Genomic DNA, 17348 nt, shown 5'->3' with positions numbered 1-17348 from the left:
ATACCTGGTGAAGTTTTCACTGCCGATCGAGGCAAACACATTTAAGGCTAGCGGTAGCGTGGCAACTGCCGCTACTATTTATGCCGATCAGCAACGTTCAGGTCATGTTGCACGACGATCAGCTAACCGAGGACACCCACAGTAAGGCAAGGTATGGAACAGGTTATTACAAAGCGCCGCTATTACGATATTGGTCTACAGATTGAAGAGCTGCTGTATTCAGGCGTATTTAAAGCCGGAGAGCGCTTACCTTCAGAACGTGAACTGAGCGAGCGGTTTAATACCAGCCGGACTACCATTCGTGAAGCTATCATTATGCTGGAACTCAAAGGCGTGCTGAATGTGAAGCAAGGGTCAGGGATCTTCTTTGTCGATTCCACCGATAAGCTCAATCAGAAATCATTAATGCCTTATTCAGAAATTGGCCCGTTTGAACTGTTGCAGGCACGTCAGGTAATTGAGAGCAATATTACCGGTTTTGCTGCCAGCCAGATCAGCTTTAACGAGTTACAAGAGTTGAAGAAAATCATTGGATTACAGGAAAAAGCCATCGCTGCGGAAAGCGATAAATTTGAAGAACTGGATCATCGTTTTCATAGCCTTATTGCCGAAGCGACGCAAAATCGGGTACTCATCAAACAAGCCGCCGAATTATGGCGGGCAGTGCGCACAGAAAACCCCCGCTGGAAGAAGCTGAACTACAAATACCTTCACGAAAAGCATTTGCGTCTGCAATGGCTGGAAGATCACCAGGCTATTTTCCTTGCGCTGCAACAGAAAGATTCAGAGCTTGCCAGGGAAGCATCCTGGAACCATCTGGAAAACAGCAAAAATGAACTGATCAAAATCTTCAAACAAGACGCTTCCATCAGCGACTTTGATGACTTTTTCTTCGCTCGTTAACCTTCATTAGTCCAGAGCTGACGTAAAAAATGACGCTGGCTCTGCGTTCCGCCCTCCACTGGTACACGCTCTCTTTTTAATTGGTCTAATAAATCGATTATCATCAGATATCTTAGATTAGCGGCAATTATCCCAAAAACTGACACCTAAAAAACTTTCCTTTCAATTTATTCTTATAACTCATTGATATAGACATAAATAACACCTCGTTGTTCTGTTCCGTACTTTTACCTTTCTCTGCAAGCGTGATGCATCTCTCTGTTTTTGGTCTAGTGAATTATGTAAATTGGTCTATACACACCAGCTACCAGGAGTAAGAGCATAATGTCAGGGAACGAAAGCATCGCTGTCGCCAACTATGATCAGGTAACCATCTGGCCTCGGGACAGGTTACAGGCAGATATTGTCCATATTGGTTTTGGCGCGTTTCATCGCGGACACCAGGCTGTCTACACGGATCTCACTAATCAGCTCTCGGACACCCGCTGGGGGATCTTTGAGATCAACCTGTTTGGTGATGCTCAACTGATTGAAAACTTAAATGCGCAAAATGGGCTGTTTTCGGTGGTGGAAACGTCTGCATCGCAATCTACCTCACGCCTTGTGCGTTCGGTGACTGGCGGTATTCATACCCCCGTGGATGGCATTACCGCAGCAATCCAGAAATTGACTGAACCTCAGGTAAAAATCGTTTCATTAACCATCACCGAGAAAGGCTATTGCCTCGATTCGCAAACGCGATCACTTGATCTCACCAATGGATTAATCAAACACGATCTACAAAACCCGGATGCGCCTCAGTCGGCTATTGGCTTGATCGTCTGTGCTTTGCAACAACGTAAAGCGGCAGGACTCGCCGCTTTTAGCGTGCTCTCCTGCGACAACTTGCCAGACAATGGGCATCTGACGCGAAATGCCGTTCTCGGTTTTGCCCGACAACTGGATCAGCCCCTGGCTCAGTGGATCGAAGAAAATGTCTCATTTCCAGGCACGATGGTAGATCGCATTGTTCCGGCAATGACCGAATCGCAATTCGCCTTACTGGAAACTAAAACCGGTTATGCCGATCCCTGCGGGATTGTCTGCGAATCATTTCGTCAGTGGGTGATCGAAGATAATTTTGTTCACGGGCGACCACAATGGGATAAAGCAGGCGCGATGTTTGTCAGCAATGTTCAGCCTTATGAAGAGATGAAGTTACGCATGTTAAACGGTAGCCATTCATTTCTGGCTTATAACGGCTCACTGGCAGGCTATGAATTTATCTGGCAATGCATGGAAGACGCTGATTTTCGTTCCATTACCCGCCAGTTGATGATTAATGAACAAGCCCGAACACTTAATCCAGACTTAAATATCGATGCCCAGGAATACGCCGACCTGTTAATTGAACGCTTTAGCAACCGTAATGTTGCACACCGTACCGGGCAAATCGCTATGGACGGTTCGCAAAAGCTTCCCCAGCGTGCGCTGACTCCCTGGCTGAAATTGCATCAGCAAAAACAAAACAATGCTGTTCTGTCACTGCTCGTTGCTGGTTGGTTGCATTATGTCATTGAAGCTGTTGAGAAAAGCCAGTCTGTCGCTGATCCAATGAGTGAACAATTTCATGCGCTAATTAAGGAACAACAAGACGCATGGCAACAGGCGCTCGCATTACTGCACCTTAGCGCCATATTTGGTGAATTAAGCAATCATCAACCATTTATAAATGAAATAAAAATCGCTTTTGCGAATATAAAAAACAAAGGCATCAAGGCCACCATCAGCCAGTTATTATCGGATAAGCAAAAATGAAAACATTAATTTGTCAGCAGCCTGGCGTTATGGAATATGTGGAAAAGGATATTCCCACACCAGCAGATAATGAAGTGCTATTAAAAATCAAAGCTGTGGGTATTTGTGGTACTGATATTCACGCATTTGCCGGGAGACAGCCTTTTTTTTAGCTACCCACGTGTATTAGGTCATGAAATATGCGCCGAAGCGGTTTCGCGAGGCAGTCAGTGCCAGATTGCACAATCAGGCCAGCGCTATTCCGTTATCCCATGCATTCCATGTGGTGAGTGCGCCGCCTGTCGGGAAGAAAAAACAAACTGCTGTGAACGTGTTTCGCTATATGGCGTGCATCAGGATGGGGGTTTTAGTGAGTATCTTGCGGTACGTGAAGACAATCTTGTGCCGCTCCCTGACGAGGTCAGCGACAGCGCCGGCGCATTGGTTGAATGCTTCGCCATTGGCGCACATGCCGTTCGTCGGGCTGAGATCGCGTCTGAACAAAACGTACTGGTGATTGGCGCCGGGCCAATTGGTCTGGCTACCGCATCCATCGCTCGGGCTAAAGGGGCACAGGTTGTTGTTGCTGATATTGATAGTCAACGTCGCCAGCACGTTGTGGATAATCTTGCTATTAATGCCTTCGATCCCACACAGGAAGATTTTATTACCGCGCTTAGTGAAGTGTTTGGCGGCGAACTGGCTTGCGTCGTACTTGATGCTACGGGAAATAAAGCCTCGATGAGTCAGGATGTAAATCTTATTCGTCATGGCGGCAAAATTGTTTTCATCGGTTTGTATATCGGTGAACTCGTTATTGACGATCCAACCTTCCACAAAAAAGAGACAACGTTACTCAGCAGTCGTAATGCCACACGGGAAGATTTCGCGTTAGTTATTGAACTGATGCGCAGCAATAAAATTCACGAAAACTTAATGAAAAACCAGGAGTTTAATTTCTTTAATGTTGGCGAAAATTACCAGCGTAACGTTGTAGAAAATAAAAATATGATCAAGGGTGTGATCACTTTTTGAGGGAACAAAGATGACAACTGTTTATGTCAGTGAAGCAAATTTAAAATCACTGGTACACCACAAATTATATACTGCCGGGCTGGATACTAACACCGCACAACAAGTTACGGATGTTTTAGTACATGCCGATATTACCGGTGTGCATTCTCACGGTGTTATGCGTGTCGAACATTATTGCACTCGCCTTGCTGCCGGAGGGTTAAATAAAACCGCGCAATTTAGTATTGAGCAAATATCACCGTCAGTGGCCATTCTCGACTCTGATGACGGGATGGGGCATTCAGCATTAATTAGTGCCACAGAGCACGCCATCAAACTGGCACAGGAAGAAGGTCTTGGGTTTGTTAGCGTTAAAAACGCCTCTCACTGTGGCGCGTTATCTTATTTTGCAGAGATGGTCACCAACCAAGAATTGATTGCTATCGTAATGACGCAAACCGATACCTGTGTGGCTCCTCATGGCGGTGCCGAGCGCTTTTTAGGAACGAACCCCATCGCCTTTGGTTTCCCGGTGGAAAACAGCCATCCGATGATTGTTGATATGGCGACCAGTGCCACGGCTTTCGGCAAAATACTTCATGCAAAGGAAACCGGAAAACATATTGGTGAAGGACTGGCGATAGATAAAGACGGTAATGGCACCACTGATCCGCATAAAATTGAAAACCTGTTACCTTTCGGTCAGCACAAAGGTTCAGGCATTGCGCTGGCTATAGATGCACTGACTGGCGTGCTGATGAATGCGAATTTTGGTAACCATATTGTTCGCATGTATGGCGATTATGACAAGATGCGTAAGCTGGCAAGTTTGGTTATTGCCATCGATCCGAAAAAGCTCGGCAATCCTGTTTTGCAAAACTATGGCGCAAATGGTCACGGAACTTCATGCCGTTAAACCGGTTCCCGGCGTCGAAAAAGTGTTAGCGCCGAATGATCCACAAATACACTACAAAGAAAAATGTCAGCAGGAAGGCATTCCCGTTCCGGCAGGGATTTTCCATTATCTGACAACGAATTAATAACCACTTTTTATTATAACGATAGAAAAGCGCTGTATTTATCGTTTCTGTTATATTAACCAGGAGCAGGATATGAAAGCACTTCGTCCTCTGACGGCATCGCTTATGCTGTTGACCAGTTGTTTATTAATTTCCAATACCACACTGGCAAAAACAACATTAAAACTCAGTCATAATCAGGATAAAAGCCATGCTGTCCATAAAGCATTAAGCTATTTAGCTGATAAAACCAAAGAATATTCTAATGGTGAACTAGTTATTCGTATTTACCCAAATGCGACATTGGGTAACGAGCGCGAATCACTGGAACTAATGAACTCTGGCGCATTGCAGATGGTGAAAGTGAATGCTGCGTCACTGGAATCTTTCGCCCCGGATTACAGTCTTTTCAGCCTGCCTTTCTTATTCCGTGACCGTGATCATTATTATCGCGTTCTGCAAAGTGATTTAGGTAAAAAAATACTCAAATCATCAGAAAGCAAAGGCTTCGTCGGTATCACATATTATGACGGCGGAGCGAGAAGTTTTTACGCCAATAAACCAATTACTAAACCTGAAGATTTAGCAGGAATGAAAATCAGGGTTCAGCAAAGCCCCAGCGCCATTGCAATGATGAAAGCACTTGGCGGTGTCGCCACACCTATGGCCCAGGGTGAACTCTATACCGCCCTTCAGCAAGGCGTGGTTGATGGCGGAGAGAACAATACCGTTGTCTATTCTGATATGCGTCACGCCGAGGTGGCAAAAGTCTATTCACGTGATGAGCACACCATGGTGCCTGATGTGTTAATTATCAGCACCAATGTGTTGAATAAACTTGGCGACAAAGAGCGTACGGCATTATTAAAGGCAGCCGATGAGTCCATGATGCAAATGAAAGATGTCATCTGGCCTGCCGCTGAAAAAGAAGCCTACGACAAAATGAAAGAGATGAACGCAACAGTGGTTGATGTTGATAAATCCGCTTTCAAAGAACGCGTAAAACCGCTATACGATGAATTCAAGGCGAAAGATGCACAATCGGCTAAAAACCTTGAGCAAGTAGAAAGTATGTAACCTTAATGGGCAGGTAATTCCTGCCCTTTCATGGAAGACTTATGCGAACACTCACTCATATTCTTAACAAGATCCTTTCCGGATGTTGCAGCATCATTCTTGCCATTATGGTGTTCTGCGTAACCTGGCAAGTTATTGCTCGTTTTATTTTTAATGCTCCCAGCACCGTGCTTGATGAATTTACCCAAATTTTATTCATGTGGATGATTTTATTAGGCGGTGTATATACAGCCGGTTTAAAAAAACATCTGGCTATTGACTTATTGGCGCAAAAACTTCCTACGGCATCTGTTCTGACACTTGACAGTTTTATCCAAATTATCATTACCGTCTTTGCAGTTATTTTCATGATCTATGGCGGAAATATTGTTGTTGAAAAGGCCCAACATGTTGGACAAATTTCCCCTGTATTAAAGTGGCCGATGGATAAAGTCTATTGGGTTATGCCTGCCAGTGGGCTTATTCTGGTCTGGTATTCAGTGATGAATATTATTGACAACTATCGTAAACGGAATTCTCATTAACGAGGGAAGTATGGACTTTGAATATATCTACCCCGTCTTAATTTTATTTGGCAGTTTTGCCGTCATGCTGGCAATAGGCGTGCCAATTACTTTTGCTATTGGCCTTTCTTCACTGTTATCTATTATTACTGCCTTACCTCCCGATGCCGCCATTTCTGTGATTTCGCAAAAAATGACAGTGGGACTGGATGGCTTTACGTTATTAGCCATTCCATTTTTCGTGTTAGCCGGAAACATTATGAATACCGGAGGCATCGCCCGGCGGCTGGTTAACCTGGCGCAAGCATTAGTTGGGCGTCTGCCAGGCTCACTGGCTCATTGTAATATCCTTGCAAACACGCTGTTTGGTGCTATTTCAGGTTCTGCTGTTGCGTCAGCCGCCGCGGTAGGTGGGATTATGTCACCACTGCAGGAAAAAGAGGGCTATGATCCGGCGTTCTCTGCGGCGGTTAATATTGCCTCTGCACCTATTGGCCTGATGATCCCACCGAGCAATGTGTTGATTGTCTATTCACTCGCCAGCGGAGGGACTTCTGTTGCTGCATTGTTCTTAGCCGGATACTTGCCAGGCATTCTCACCGCTATTGCTTTAATGTTTGTGGCTGCACTTTATGCGCGACGTAACCATTATCTGGTGGCAGAACGCATCAATTTTCGTCAGTTTTTGCAGGTATTCCGCGAATCAATTCCCAGCCTGATGCTTATTTTTATCATTATTGGCGGTATTATCGCAGGGGTATTCACGCCCACAGAAGCATCAGCAATTGCGGTAATTTATAGTTTAGTCCTGGCAATGATTTACCGTGAAATCACCATCAAGAAACTCAATGACATTCTGTTAGACTCCGTAGTAACCAGTTCAATTGTTCTGTTACTAGTAGGCTGTTCAATGGGGATGTCATGGGCCATGACGAATGCTGATGTTCCTGAGTTGATCAACGAACTGATTACCAGTGTTTCGGATAACAAATGGGTCATTCTATTTATTATTAATATTATTCTGTTGATCGTCGGTACCTTTATGGATATCACGCCGGCGATCCTGATATTTACACCTATTTTCCTGCCGATCGCCCAACATCTGGGGATTGATCCCATTCACTTCGGCATAATTATGGTTTTCAACTTAACCATTGGCCTTTGCACACCACCTGTCGGCACCATTCTGTTTGTGGGGTGCAGCATTGGTAAGGTCAGTATCGACAGGGCAATAAAACCATTACTGCCGATGTTTCTGGCATTGTTTGTAGTAATGGCAATTATTTGTTATTTCCCGCAGCTTAGTCTGATGCTGCCAGGATTATTTTCAACCTGACAAACAGACGGGCCTGAATGATTCAGGCCCGTCTGTTTACGTCTTTCCTCACCGTGACTGCATATCGCCAGGAGATTTAATTGGTCCATTACGGTATCGGATTGACCAACAGTTGCCCAATCGAGCCACGGTCCGCCATTTCCAGCGTCTGGCTATTAAAGTAGAACGGGAAGTGCGCCCAGGAAGGCTGACCGAAATAGACAAGCAGCTCCACTTGTCCGTCGACCCAAACGGTATCTTTCCAGCCTCTGTCTTCCGGGAACGGCATTGCGCCGTTAACGTTACGGATCTGGAACATCACGCCTTCAATATGGAACGCTTGCGGTTCGTCCGCGCGTACCGTCCAGCGCTCCCACGTTCCTTGCTGCGCGGTGACATCAATACGGTTGACGTCCCACAACTTCCCATTGATACCAGGATCGTCACCCAGGCTAATATCACGACTACGAATCGGTGAACCGGCCATAATTTCAGTCGGCAACAGGCGCATCGGCAGGCTGTCAGTGACCAGTGGCAGTAGCCCAGTTGGGCGCAGCGTTAGCACCAGCGTAGAAACCAGAATGCTGGATGGCTCAAAGAAGCCACGAATACGATCAACAATACTCGCCGCTTCGCCACAGGTGATCGACACTTCATCACCGTTGCTCATATCCACCAGAATCTCACGACGCTCGCCCGGTGCCAGCGAAAGTTGCTTCACCGATACAGGAGCAGGCAGGAATCCCTGATCGCCAGAAATCACATGTAACGGGCGACCATCGCTCATCTGTAGTTGATAGCGACGAGAGTTCGACGCGTTCAGCAGTCGCAAGCGCACCCAGCCACGCGAGACTTCAACGTACGGGCTTTGCACACCGTTAACCAGCAGCGTATCACCAACAAAGCCGCCGCTTCCCGGTTCGTTGTATTCTGGCGTACCAAAGTTATCCAGCCGTTTATCCTGAATAATGACCGGAAAATCATCCACACCATAATGGTTGGGAATAGGCAGCGACTTGCTGACTTCATCTTCCACCAGCCACATCCCGGCAAGGCCGTTATAGACCTGCTGAGCCGTGCGGTTGGGAGTATTGGCGTGATACCACAGAGTAGCTGCGTTCTGGCGAATAGGCAGTACGGGCGCCCAGTCAGCGTTTGGCGACATCATCCGTGCCGGACCGCCCATCAGCGGGCCTGGTACCTGTAGCCCGGCCACCGTCATTGAGACATTTTCTGTCAGGCGGTTGCTGTAAATAAGCTTAACATCGTCGCCCTTCCAGACGCGGATAGTCGGCCCCAGGTAACGGCCATTGATTCCCCAGACCGACGCGCGCGTTCCTGGCGTAAATGACCAGTGCGCACGTTGTACAGTCATAAACAGCGGTTGCCCACGGCGAGATTCAAGCAGCGGCGGAACGGGTAGCGGTTGCTGTTGCCCGGCTGCGCTGGCCTTCAGGGGAACAGCGCCTGCACAAAGTGCAATCCCCGATGCCTGAATGAACTGACGCCGACTGAGTGACATATTTGCTCCATGTAAAACTGGCTAAAGTAATACCGTGCAGGAAAGTGTTCCCGCAAAAATACAGATTGCCGACTTAAACTTTTCCGGCGGCTTCGCGTTCTGCGACTTCTTTATCGAGCTCGGCGATTTTTTGTTCCATTATCGAACGACAATGGGCCGCCAGCTCGCGAACCTGATCTTTACCATATTGACTGACATCAATTGGCGGCAGCATTTCTACGATCACTAAACCATTATTCAGTCGGTTAAGATTAATCTTATTCGAAGTCGTGGAAACACACACGGGAATAATCGGCACACCTGCTGCAATTGCCGCGTGAAATGCCCCGGTCTTGAACGGTAGCAGGCCGCGACCACGACTGCGGGTACCTTCCGGGAACATCCAGATGGAAATACGGCGTTTTTTGAAGTGATTCACCACTTCCGCGATAGTGCCGTGTGCCTTAGTACGGTTGTTTCTGTCGATCAATAAGTTACCGGTTAACCAGTACAACTGCCCAAAGAAGGGGATCCACAGCAAACTCTTTTTACCTACAGTGACTGTCGGCGGCTGCACGATGTTTGATGCCGTCACCATGTCATAGTTGTTCTGATGGTTAGCAATATAGATAGCATTACCGTAGCTTTCGGCATCAGCAGGTTTGCGACATTCGACCTTCAGGCCGTACAGCGGCGCAAGACGACCAAACATATGCCCGAAGGTAGCCACATGCTTCGGATTACGCGGGCTGAAAAGGCAGTAAATGGAGCCGAATACACAGACTAAGATGCTGTAAATAACGGTAATAATAAGACGAAAGATATATAGCATAACACCCTCTGAAGATCTGAGAGACTGGCATTGTACGTCACCTGAAATCAGGTTAGGGCATTGTTAAAAGCCGCTCTCTGGAAAAACGTATTGTTAATCGCAACGCATGAATAAACAACGGTTTCAAGGGAATTTTTATTGTTTATACAGACTAAATGCGGCACCGGATGACGACTTCAACGTTTCATCCGGTTCACCTTTTTGACAGGAGAAGGTACGGCCCTCTCCTGCATTTTACTCTTCGCTGACAGCACGCCGCGGGGAGTCAATCTCGACACGGTCAATACGCTGCAAACCACGCATCAATGTGCCGCGACGGCCACGCTCACCGGTCACTTTCAGCAACTCTTCCGGGCGCAGTTTGATTTTGCGTTTCCCGACATGAATCGTCAGCGTACTTTGTGGGGGCAGGACATACAGATGTGCAAGACCATCCTCGCCACGAGCGGCTTCTGCCGACGGGATGTTAATGATCTTGTTGCCTTTACCCTTCGACAGTTGCGGGAGCTCACTGACCGGGAACATCAGCATACGTCCAGCCAGAGTAATCGCCAGCAACATATCGGAAGGATCCTGAATCACCACTGGCGGCATAACATGCGCGTTTTCTGGCAGATTAATCAGTGCTTTACCTGCACGGTTACGCGCCACCAGATCGTTAAAGGTACAGACGAATCCGTAACCTGCATCGGAAGCCATCAACAGTTTCTGATCGTCGCTTTCCATTAGCATGTGATCAACGGTAGCGCCTGGCGGCAACGTCAGTTTACCGGTGAGCGGTTCGCCCTGACCACGCGCTGAAGGCAGCGTAATGGGGTCGATGGCGTAGCTGCGTCCAGTAGAGTCTACAAACACCACAGGCTGGTTACTCTTACCTTTCACCGCAGCTTTAAAGCTGTCACCTGCTTTGTAATTCAGACCAGGGGCGTCGATATCATGACCTTTGGCACTACGCACCCAGCCCATCTGCGACAACACAATGGTAACCGGCTCAGACGGCAGCATGTCGTGCTCGCTCATCGCTTTCGCTTCTTCGCGTTCCTGCAGCGGCGAACGGCGATCGTCGCCATACGCTTGTGCGTCGGCCTGTAGCTCTTTCTTCAGCAGGTTATTCATTTTGCGCTCGGAAGCCAGAATGCCCTGCAACTGATCGCGCTCTTTTTCCAGCTCGTTCTGCTCACCGCGAATCTTCATCTCTTCCAGTTTGGCGAGGTGACGCAGTTTCAGTTCGAGGATCGCTTCCGCCTGAGTTTCCGTAATGCCGAAGCGCGACATCAGCGCCGGTTTCGGTTCATCTTCATTACGAATGATCTCAATCACTTCGTCGATGTTGAGAAATGCCACCAGCAAACCTTCGAGGATATGCAGGCGCTTGAGGACTTTCTCCAGACGATAGTTCAGACGGCGGCGTACGGTATCACGACGGAACACCAGCCATTCACAGAGGATTTCCCGCAGATTTTTCACCGCAGGACGCCCATCCAGACCGATCATATTGAGGTTAATACGATAGCTCTTTTCCAGATCGGTGGTGGCGAAGAGGTGATTCATCACCTGCTCCATATCCACGCGGTTGGAACGCGGCACGATCACCAGACGGGTCGGGTTCTCGTGGTCAGATTCATCGCGCAGATCATCAACCATCGGCAGCTTCTTGTTGCGCATTTGCGCAGCAATCTGCTCCAGCACGCGCGCGCCAGAAACCTGATGCGGTAGTGCGCTGATAACCACCGCGCCATCTTCTTTCTTCCACACCGCGCGCATACGCACAGAACCGCGACCGTTCTCGTAGATTTTGCGGATCTCGGCACGCGAGGTAATGATTTCCGCTTCGGTCGGGTAGTCCGGCCCCTGCACGATATCCAGTAACTGGTCGAGCGTGGTATTGGGCTGCTCAATTAAGGCGATTGCCGCCTGCGCGACTTCACGCAGGTTGTGCGGCGGAATATCCGTCGCCATGCCGACGGCAATGCCGGTGGTGCCGTTAAGTAAAATATTCGGCAAGCGGGCGGGGAGCATTTTCGGCTCTTGCAACGTGCCATCGAAGTTTGGCACCCAATCCGCCGTTCCTTGCCCCAGTTCACTTAATAAAAGCTCGGAATATTTCGACAGGCGGGATTCGGTGTAACGCATTGCTGCGAACGATTTCGGATCGTCCGGCGCCCCCCAGTTCCCCTGCCCGTCCACCAGCGGATAACGGTAAGAGAATGGCTGCGCCATCAGCACCATCGCTTCATAGCAGGCGCTGTCGCCATGCGGATGGTATTTACCCAGTACGTCACCGACAGTACGAGCCGACTTTTTAAATTTGGCGGTCGCATTCAGGCCCAGTTCTGACATCGCATACACAATGCGGCGTTGAACGGGTTTCAGACCATCACCAATAAACGGCAACGCACGGTCCATGATCACGTACATGGAGTAGTTTAAGTAGGCGTTCTCCGTAAACTCATGCAGCGCAAGGCGCTCTGCCATATCGCTCATTAATTCTGATTCCTCAACTTATTCGCCAGCCTTCAAAGGGGCAATATTGCTGGAGATACTACATTATCTGCCGCGTCGAGTCACAGGAGATCAGCGTCATTAGCGCCGCCGGACGTGCTCCGGCGGCGCTAAAGGCATCAATGTGCCTTGATATACAACTCTTTGCTGTAGACATAATCCTGAGGATTATGCAGCGGGAAACCGCCAACGTAGGGTTTAAGCAGTTTGATCAGCGGTTGATAGTAGATGGGAATGAGCGGAGCCTGCTGGTTGATAATGGCCTCGGCCTGTTGATACAGCACGTTACGTTTCCCCGCATCGGTGGTTTGCACCGCCTGATTCAATAACGCGTCATACTGCGTGTTTTTCCAGTGACCGACGTTCTCTTCACTATCGCTTTTAAGCGTGTTCAGGAAGGTGGAAGCATCATTATACGTCGCATCCCACGACTGCCGCGACAACATGAAATCACCGCTACGCCGGGCATCAAGATACGTTTTCCACTCCATCGTGCGCAGCGTCACCTGTGCTCCAAGCCATTTTTTCCATTCGGAAGACAAGGCTATCGCCGTTTTCTCATGCAGATCGTATTTGTTGTAGAACAGTTCAAAGCGTAGCGGGTGAGAGGCGTCGTATCCCGCCTGTTTCAGCAATGCTTTTGCCGTCGCCACGCGCTCACTCATTGGCTGTTGCAGTTCATCGAACGTCGGCGCGTTAAAGCCTTCAACTTCTGGCGGCGTCAACGTCGTTGCAGGGGTTCGCAGCCCAAGTACCTTTTGCGCGATTAACTGTCTGTCGACCGTCAGGTATAACGCCCGCCGCACACGCACGTCGTCAAACGGCGTTTTCTGCATATTGAAGTTGTAATATTCGCTGTTCAGACGCGGGATAATCTGCAACTCGCCTGGCAACGATTTTTCGATAGCAGGAATTTGCTGCGCCGGAACCCAGGTCAGATCAACCTCTCCCGCGCGATAGCGGTTATAGCCAGTGACCGAATTATCCAGCGCCAGATACTCGACCTGCTGCAAAACGGTATGCTCTGCATCGCGGTACTTAGAATTTTTGCGAGCAGTAATCTTTTCGTGAACCACCCATTTATCAAGCACAAAGGCACATTTGGCTCACAAGATTCCCCATCACACCAACGGCACATAAACATCTGTTTCCAGTCGCTGCTCTGTCATCCCTTCGGCAAGATTGGTGTAGTGAAACAGGAGCGGTGCTTTACGCATTTTCTCACCACTTTCAGGAAGCCAGCGGCGAATGATGGCCCAGATGGTATGAGATATGTTATCCGGATCGCCAACATGGCGGGCAACGGCATAGCGCCCCGAAGTAAGTTCACCATTACTCACGCCATAACGATTCTCCGGAATCGGTTCGTTAACACTGCCGCAGATATCAAAGCGAAACGCATCTGGTGCGGTGGTGGCAGGATCGTCCCAGGCGACGCCAAAGGTCTGGCTTTGATTAACAGGGGAAAGCCCCGTCTCTTTGCGCCACATGATAAATTTCGCCACGCTGTAGTTGAGCAACTCAGGGCTACAGCGATGTGGCAACATCGCCACAGGGATTGATGGGAAATCGATAATGTTTACATCCAGTGTCAAGTTTGTCATTTTGCCTCCCTGCGAAATTATTCCCGGGAACGCGTCCCGGGAGCAGTAAAATTACGGGTTTACTTTGCGGATCTGTTTAACGTCAATTTCAACAGAGTTCCAGTCTTTATCCACTTCGCCCTGAATCTCAACCGTATCTTTCGGCGTTACCGTCACACCGTTCCAGCGTTTGTGGTCGATATCTACATTGATGGTGCCGCTGGCATCTTTGAACAGATACAGATCGTCAGAGATGCGCTCAACGATATTGCCACGCAGAGTTACCCAGGTGTCGTCACGCAGAGATTTCGCGTTTTCTACGTTAGTTACGCTGCCGTTCGGCCCCTGGAATCCTCCGGTCTGACTTTGTGTTGCCGATGGGCCAGAAAACCCCCCCTGCTCTGCTGCCATTACCGGTGCGCTACACAGGGCCATTACTGCAATTGCTGCTGCGAATTTTTTCATGTTTGTTACTCCCTTTAATTTCTGTTTCCGAGTATTAAACAAGATAGTCCTTAACAACTTCTTAAGGAAAAAAAAGAAAATTTAGGGCTGTACAGAGCACGTTACAACACGGTTTACTTGCAACAAATACAGTTATCGCAGGGATGAAAAGATGCGAATTTTACTGATAGAAGATGACATGCTGATTGGCGATGGCATCAAAACAGGTCTGAGTAAGATGGGTTTTAGCGTCGACTGGTTTACGGAAGGTCGTCAGGGAAAAGAGGCGCTTTATAGCGCACCTTATGACGCGGTGATCCTTGATCTCACCTTACCGGGAATGGATGGTCGCGATATTTTACGCGAGTGGCGGAGTAAAGGTCAGCGTGAACCGGTACTGATTCTCACTGCTCGCGACGCTCTGGCCGAACGCGTGGAAGGTTTGCGCCTGGGAGCCGACGATTATCTGTGCAAACCTTTTGCATTGATAGAAGTGGCCGCCAGGCTGGAAGCTCTGATGCGCCGAACCAACGGCCAGGCCAGCAACGAGCTGCGCCACGGTAACGTCATGCTCGACCCCGGCAAACGTATCGCCACGCTGGCTGGCGAACCCTTAACGCTGAAACCAAAAGAATTTGCCCTGTTGGAATTACTGATGCGTAACGCTGGTCGGGTACTGCCACGCAAACTGATTGAAGAAAAACTGTATACCTGGGACGAAGAGGTCACCAGCAATGCCGTTGAAGTGCATGTGCATCATCTGCGGCGCAAACTTGGCAGTGACTTTATTCGTACCGTTCACGGTATAGGCTACACATTAGGTGAGAAATGAAATTTACCCAACGCCTTAGTCTGCGAGTCAGGCTGACGCTAATCTTTTTAATTCTGGCCTCGGTGACCTGGTTACTTTCCAGCTTTGTCGCCTGGAAGCAAACAACGGATAACGTCGATGAGCTGTTCGATACCCAACTGATGCTGTTTGCCAAACGGTTAAGTACGCTCGATCTCAACGAGATTAACGCTGCGGATCGTATGGCACGGACACCAAATAAATTAAAACATGGTCATGTGGATGACGACGCGTTGACCTTTGCCATCTTTACCCACGACGGCAAAATGGTGCTCAATGATGGCGATAACGGAAAAGACATTCCCTACAGCTATCAACGTGAAGGATTTACTAACGGTCAACTGGTAGATGAAGATGATCCCTGGCGTTTTGTCTGGATGACGTCGTCTGATGGTAAATACCGCATCGTTGTAGGTCAGGAATGGGAATACCGCGAAGACATGGCGCTGGCGATTGTCATCGGACAACTGATCCCGTGGCTTATCGCGCTGCCCATTATGTTAATCATCATGATGGTACTACTGGGGCGTGAACTCGCACCGCTGAACAAACTGGCGCTGGCGCTACGTATGCGTGACCCTGACTCGGAAAAACCACTCAATACTACTGGCGTACCCAGCGAAGTACGTCCACTGGTCGAGTCGTTGAATCAACTGTTCGCCCGCACACATGCGATGATGGTCCGTGAGCGCCGCTTTACCTCTGATGCAGCTCACGAACTGCGTAGCCCGTTAACAGCACTGAAAGTACAAACCGAAGTCGCACAGCTTTCTGACGATGATCCGCAGGACACGGAAAAAAGCACTGATGCAATTACATTCGGGGATCGATCGCGCCACACGCCTGGTTGATCAGTTGCTCACCCTGTCGCGGCTCGACTCACTGGATAACCTTCAGGACGTCGCGGAGATCCCGCTTGAAGACCTCCTGCAATCGTCGGTGATGGATATTTACCATACGGCGCAGCAGGCAAAAATTGACGTGCGGCTGACACTCAATGCCCACGGCATCAAACGCACCGGACAACCGCTATTGCTAAGTCTACTGGTACGAAATCTGCTGGATAACGCAGTACGTTACAGTCCACAGGGCAGCGTGGTGGACGTCACTCTAAATGCAGATAATTTCACCGTAAGAGACAACGGCCCCGGTGTGACACCAGAGGCACTGGCGCGAATTGGTGAACGTTTCTACCGCCCACCAGGACAAACCGCTACCGGCAGCGGGCTTGGGCTATCGATTGTCCAGCGAATCGCCAAATTGCATGGCATGAATGTTGTGTTTGGGAATGCGGAACAAGGTGGATTTGAGGCGAAGGTGAGCTGGTAGTGGTGATATTTTTGCAAAATTCGCAAAAGACTTTGCACATTTTGCTAATTTCACCGCACCGCTCTGTGACGTACTATAGTCGGCAAACGTCTCACCTTGAGGATAAAAAATGAGCAACATCCTGATTATCAACGGCGCGAAAAAATTCGCCCACTCCAATGGTCAACTGAACGACACCCTGACCGAAGTCGCGGATGGTACGCTGCGCGACCTCGGGCATGATGTCCGCATCGTTCGCGCCGAGAGCGACTACGATGTCAAAGCCGAAGTACAAAACTTTCTCTGGGCTGATGTGGTGATCTGGCAGATGCCAGGTTGGTGGATGGGCGCACCGTGGACGGTGAAGAAATATATCGATGATGTGTTCACCGAAGGTCACGGCACGCTGTATGCCAGCGATGGTCGTACCCGCAAAGATCCGTCAAAAAAATACGGCTCCGGCGGCCTGGTACAAGGCAAAAAATATATGCTTTCCCTGACCTGGAACGCACCAATGGAAGCCTTCACCGAAAAAGACCAATTCTTCCACGGCGTTGGCGTTGACGGCGTGTATCTGCCGTTCCATAAAGCAAACCAATTCCTGGGTATGGAACCGCTGCCGACATTTATCGCTAATGATGTGATAAAAATGCCTGATGTTCCCCGCTATACTGAAGAATATCGCAAGCATCTTGTAGAGATTTTTGGTTAACTAGGGCTC

Annotated in this window: 12 protein-coding genes and 4 pseudogenes; 10 read left to right on the top strand and 6 right to left on the bottom strand. The window is 49.0% G+C overall.

The annotated features are described in order from the left end of the window. Positions 1–153 precede the first annotated feature (153 nt). The 7 genes and pseudogenes from CRI63_RS13350 (at position 154) to CRI63_RS13320 (ending at position 7628) form a co-directional block, all read left to right on the top strand. Positions 154–903, top strand: coding sequence for a FadR/GntR family transcriptional regulator (locus CRI63_RS13350; protein WP_135519765.1), 750 nt, complete (start codon positions 154–156; stop codon positions 901–903). Between the two features lie 324 nt (positions 904–1227). Next, complete coding sequence (locus CRI63_RS13345; RefSeq protein ID WP_135519763.1) at positions 1228–2700, top strand: mannitol dehydrogenase family protein; 1473 nt, start codon at positions 1228–1230, stop codon at positions 2698–2700. Further along, positions 2697–3714 (top strand): annotated as a pseudogene (locus CRI63_RS13340) (zinc-binding alcohol dehydrogenase family protein). Before CRI63_RS13345 ends, CRI63_RS13340 begins: the two are co-directional and overlap by 4 nt. A 10-nt stretch (positions 3715–3724) precedes the next feature. Next, positions 3725–4733 (top strand): annotated as a pseudogene (locus CRI63_RS13335) (Ldh family oxidoreductase). 72 nt (positions 4734–4805) lie between these two features. Next, entirely contained in the window at positions 4806–5789 is a 984-nt protein-coding gene (locus CRI63_RS13330; protein ID WP_130218168.1) for a TRAP transporter substrate-binding protein, read from the top strand. Positions 5790–5830: 41 nt separating this feature from the next. Then, positions 5831–6313: a TRAP transporter small permease gene (locus CRI63_RS13325; protein WP_135519761.1), complete on the top strand. Its 483-nt coding sequence runs from the start codon at positions 5831–5833 to the stop codon at positions 6311–6313. Between the two features lie 10 nt (positions 6314–6323). Next, positions 6324–7628: a TRAP transporter large permease subunit gene (locus CRI63_RS13320; RefSeq protein ID WP_135519759.1), complete on the top strand. Its 1305-nt coding sequence runs from the start codon at positions 6324–6326 to the stop codon at positions 7626–7628. Between the two features lie 88 nt (positions 7629–7716). On the opposite strand, the gene ftsP is transcribed toward CRI63_RS13320, so the two are convergent. The 6 genes and pseudogenes from ftsP to ygiW all read right to left on the bottom strand — a co-directional run bounded on the left by ftsP (position 7717) and on the right by ygiW (position 14490). Beyond that, positions 7717–9129: a cell division protein FtsP gene (gene ftsP / locus CRI63_RS13315; protein WP_130218174.1), complete on the bottom strand. Its 1413-nt coding sequence runs from the start codon at positions 9127–9129 to the stop codon at positions 7717–7719. 73 nt (positions 9130–9202) lie between these two features. Continuing rightward, a complete protein-coding gene (gene plsC, locus CRI63_RS13310; RefSeq protein WP_000965725.1) occupies positions 9203–9940 on the bottom strand; it encodes a 1-acylglycerol-3-phosphate O-acyltransferase in 738 nt (245 codons plus the stop codon). A 234-nt stretch (positions 9941–10174) separates the two neighbouring features. Continuing rightward, the gene (gene parC / locus CRI63_RS13305) at positions 10175–12424 is read right to left on the bottom strand and encodes a DNA topoisomerase IV subunit A (RefSeq protein ID WP_135519757.1); all 2250 of its coding nucleotides are present in this window, start codon (positions 12422–12424) and stop codon (positions 10175–10177) included. A gap of 137 nt (positions 12425–12561) precedes the next feature. Continuing rightward, positions 12562–13539, bottom strand: a pseudogene (locus tag CRI63_RS13300) (ABC transporter substrate-binding protein); the annotation flags it as partial. A 24-nt stretch (positions 13540–13563) separates the two neighbouring features. Beyond that, positions 13564–14046 (bottom strand): GyrI-like domain-containing protein, encoded by a 483-nt coding sequence (locus tag CRI63_RS13295; RefSeq protein WP_135519755.1) that lies wholly within the window; start codon positions 14044–14046, stop codon positions 13564–13566. 51 nt (positions 14047–14097) lie between these two features. Then, positions 14098–14490: an OB fold stress tolerance protein YgiW gene (gene ygiW / locus CRI63_RS13290; protein WP_096251400.1), complete on the bottom strand. Its 393-nt coding sequence runs from the start codon at positions 14488–14490 to the stop codon at positions 14098–14100. A gap of 151 nt (positions 14491–14641) precedes the next feature. On the opposite strand from ygiW, the gene qseB reads away from it, so the two are divergent. The 3 genes and pseudogenes from qseB (at position 14642) to mdaB (ending at position 17339) form a co-directional block, all read left to right on the top strand. After that, positions 14642–15301: a quorum sensing response regulator transcription factor QseB gene (gene qseB / locus CRI63_RS13285; RefSeq protein WP_130223937.1), complete on the top strand. Its 660-nt coding sequence runs from the start codon at positions 14642–14644 to the stop codon at positions 15299–15301. Beyond that, positions 15298–16648 (top strand): annotated as a pseudogene (gene qseC / locus CRI63_RS13280) (quorum sensing histidine kinase QseC). The gene qseB and the pseudogene qseC overlap by 4 nt, the downstream one beginning before the upstream one ends. 109 nt (positions 16649–16757) lie before the next feature. Next, positions 16758–17339, top strand: a complete 582-nt coding sequence (gene mdaB / locus CRI63_RS13275; RefSeq protein WP_000065441.1) for an NADPH:quinone oxidoreductase MdaB — start codon at positions 16758–16760, stop codon at positions 17337–17339. The last annotated feature ends 9 nt before the right edge of the window (positions 17340–17348 follow it).

It is taken from the genome of Escherichia sp. E2661 (assembly GCF_004745185.1).
GTDB lineage: Bacteria > Pseudomonadota > Gammaproteobacteria > Enterobacterales > Enterobacteriaceae > Escherichia.
This window is presented reverse-complemented; position numbering and strand designations above follow the sequence as displayed.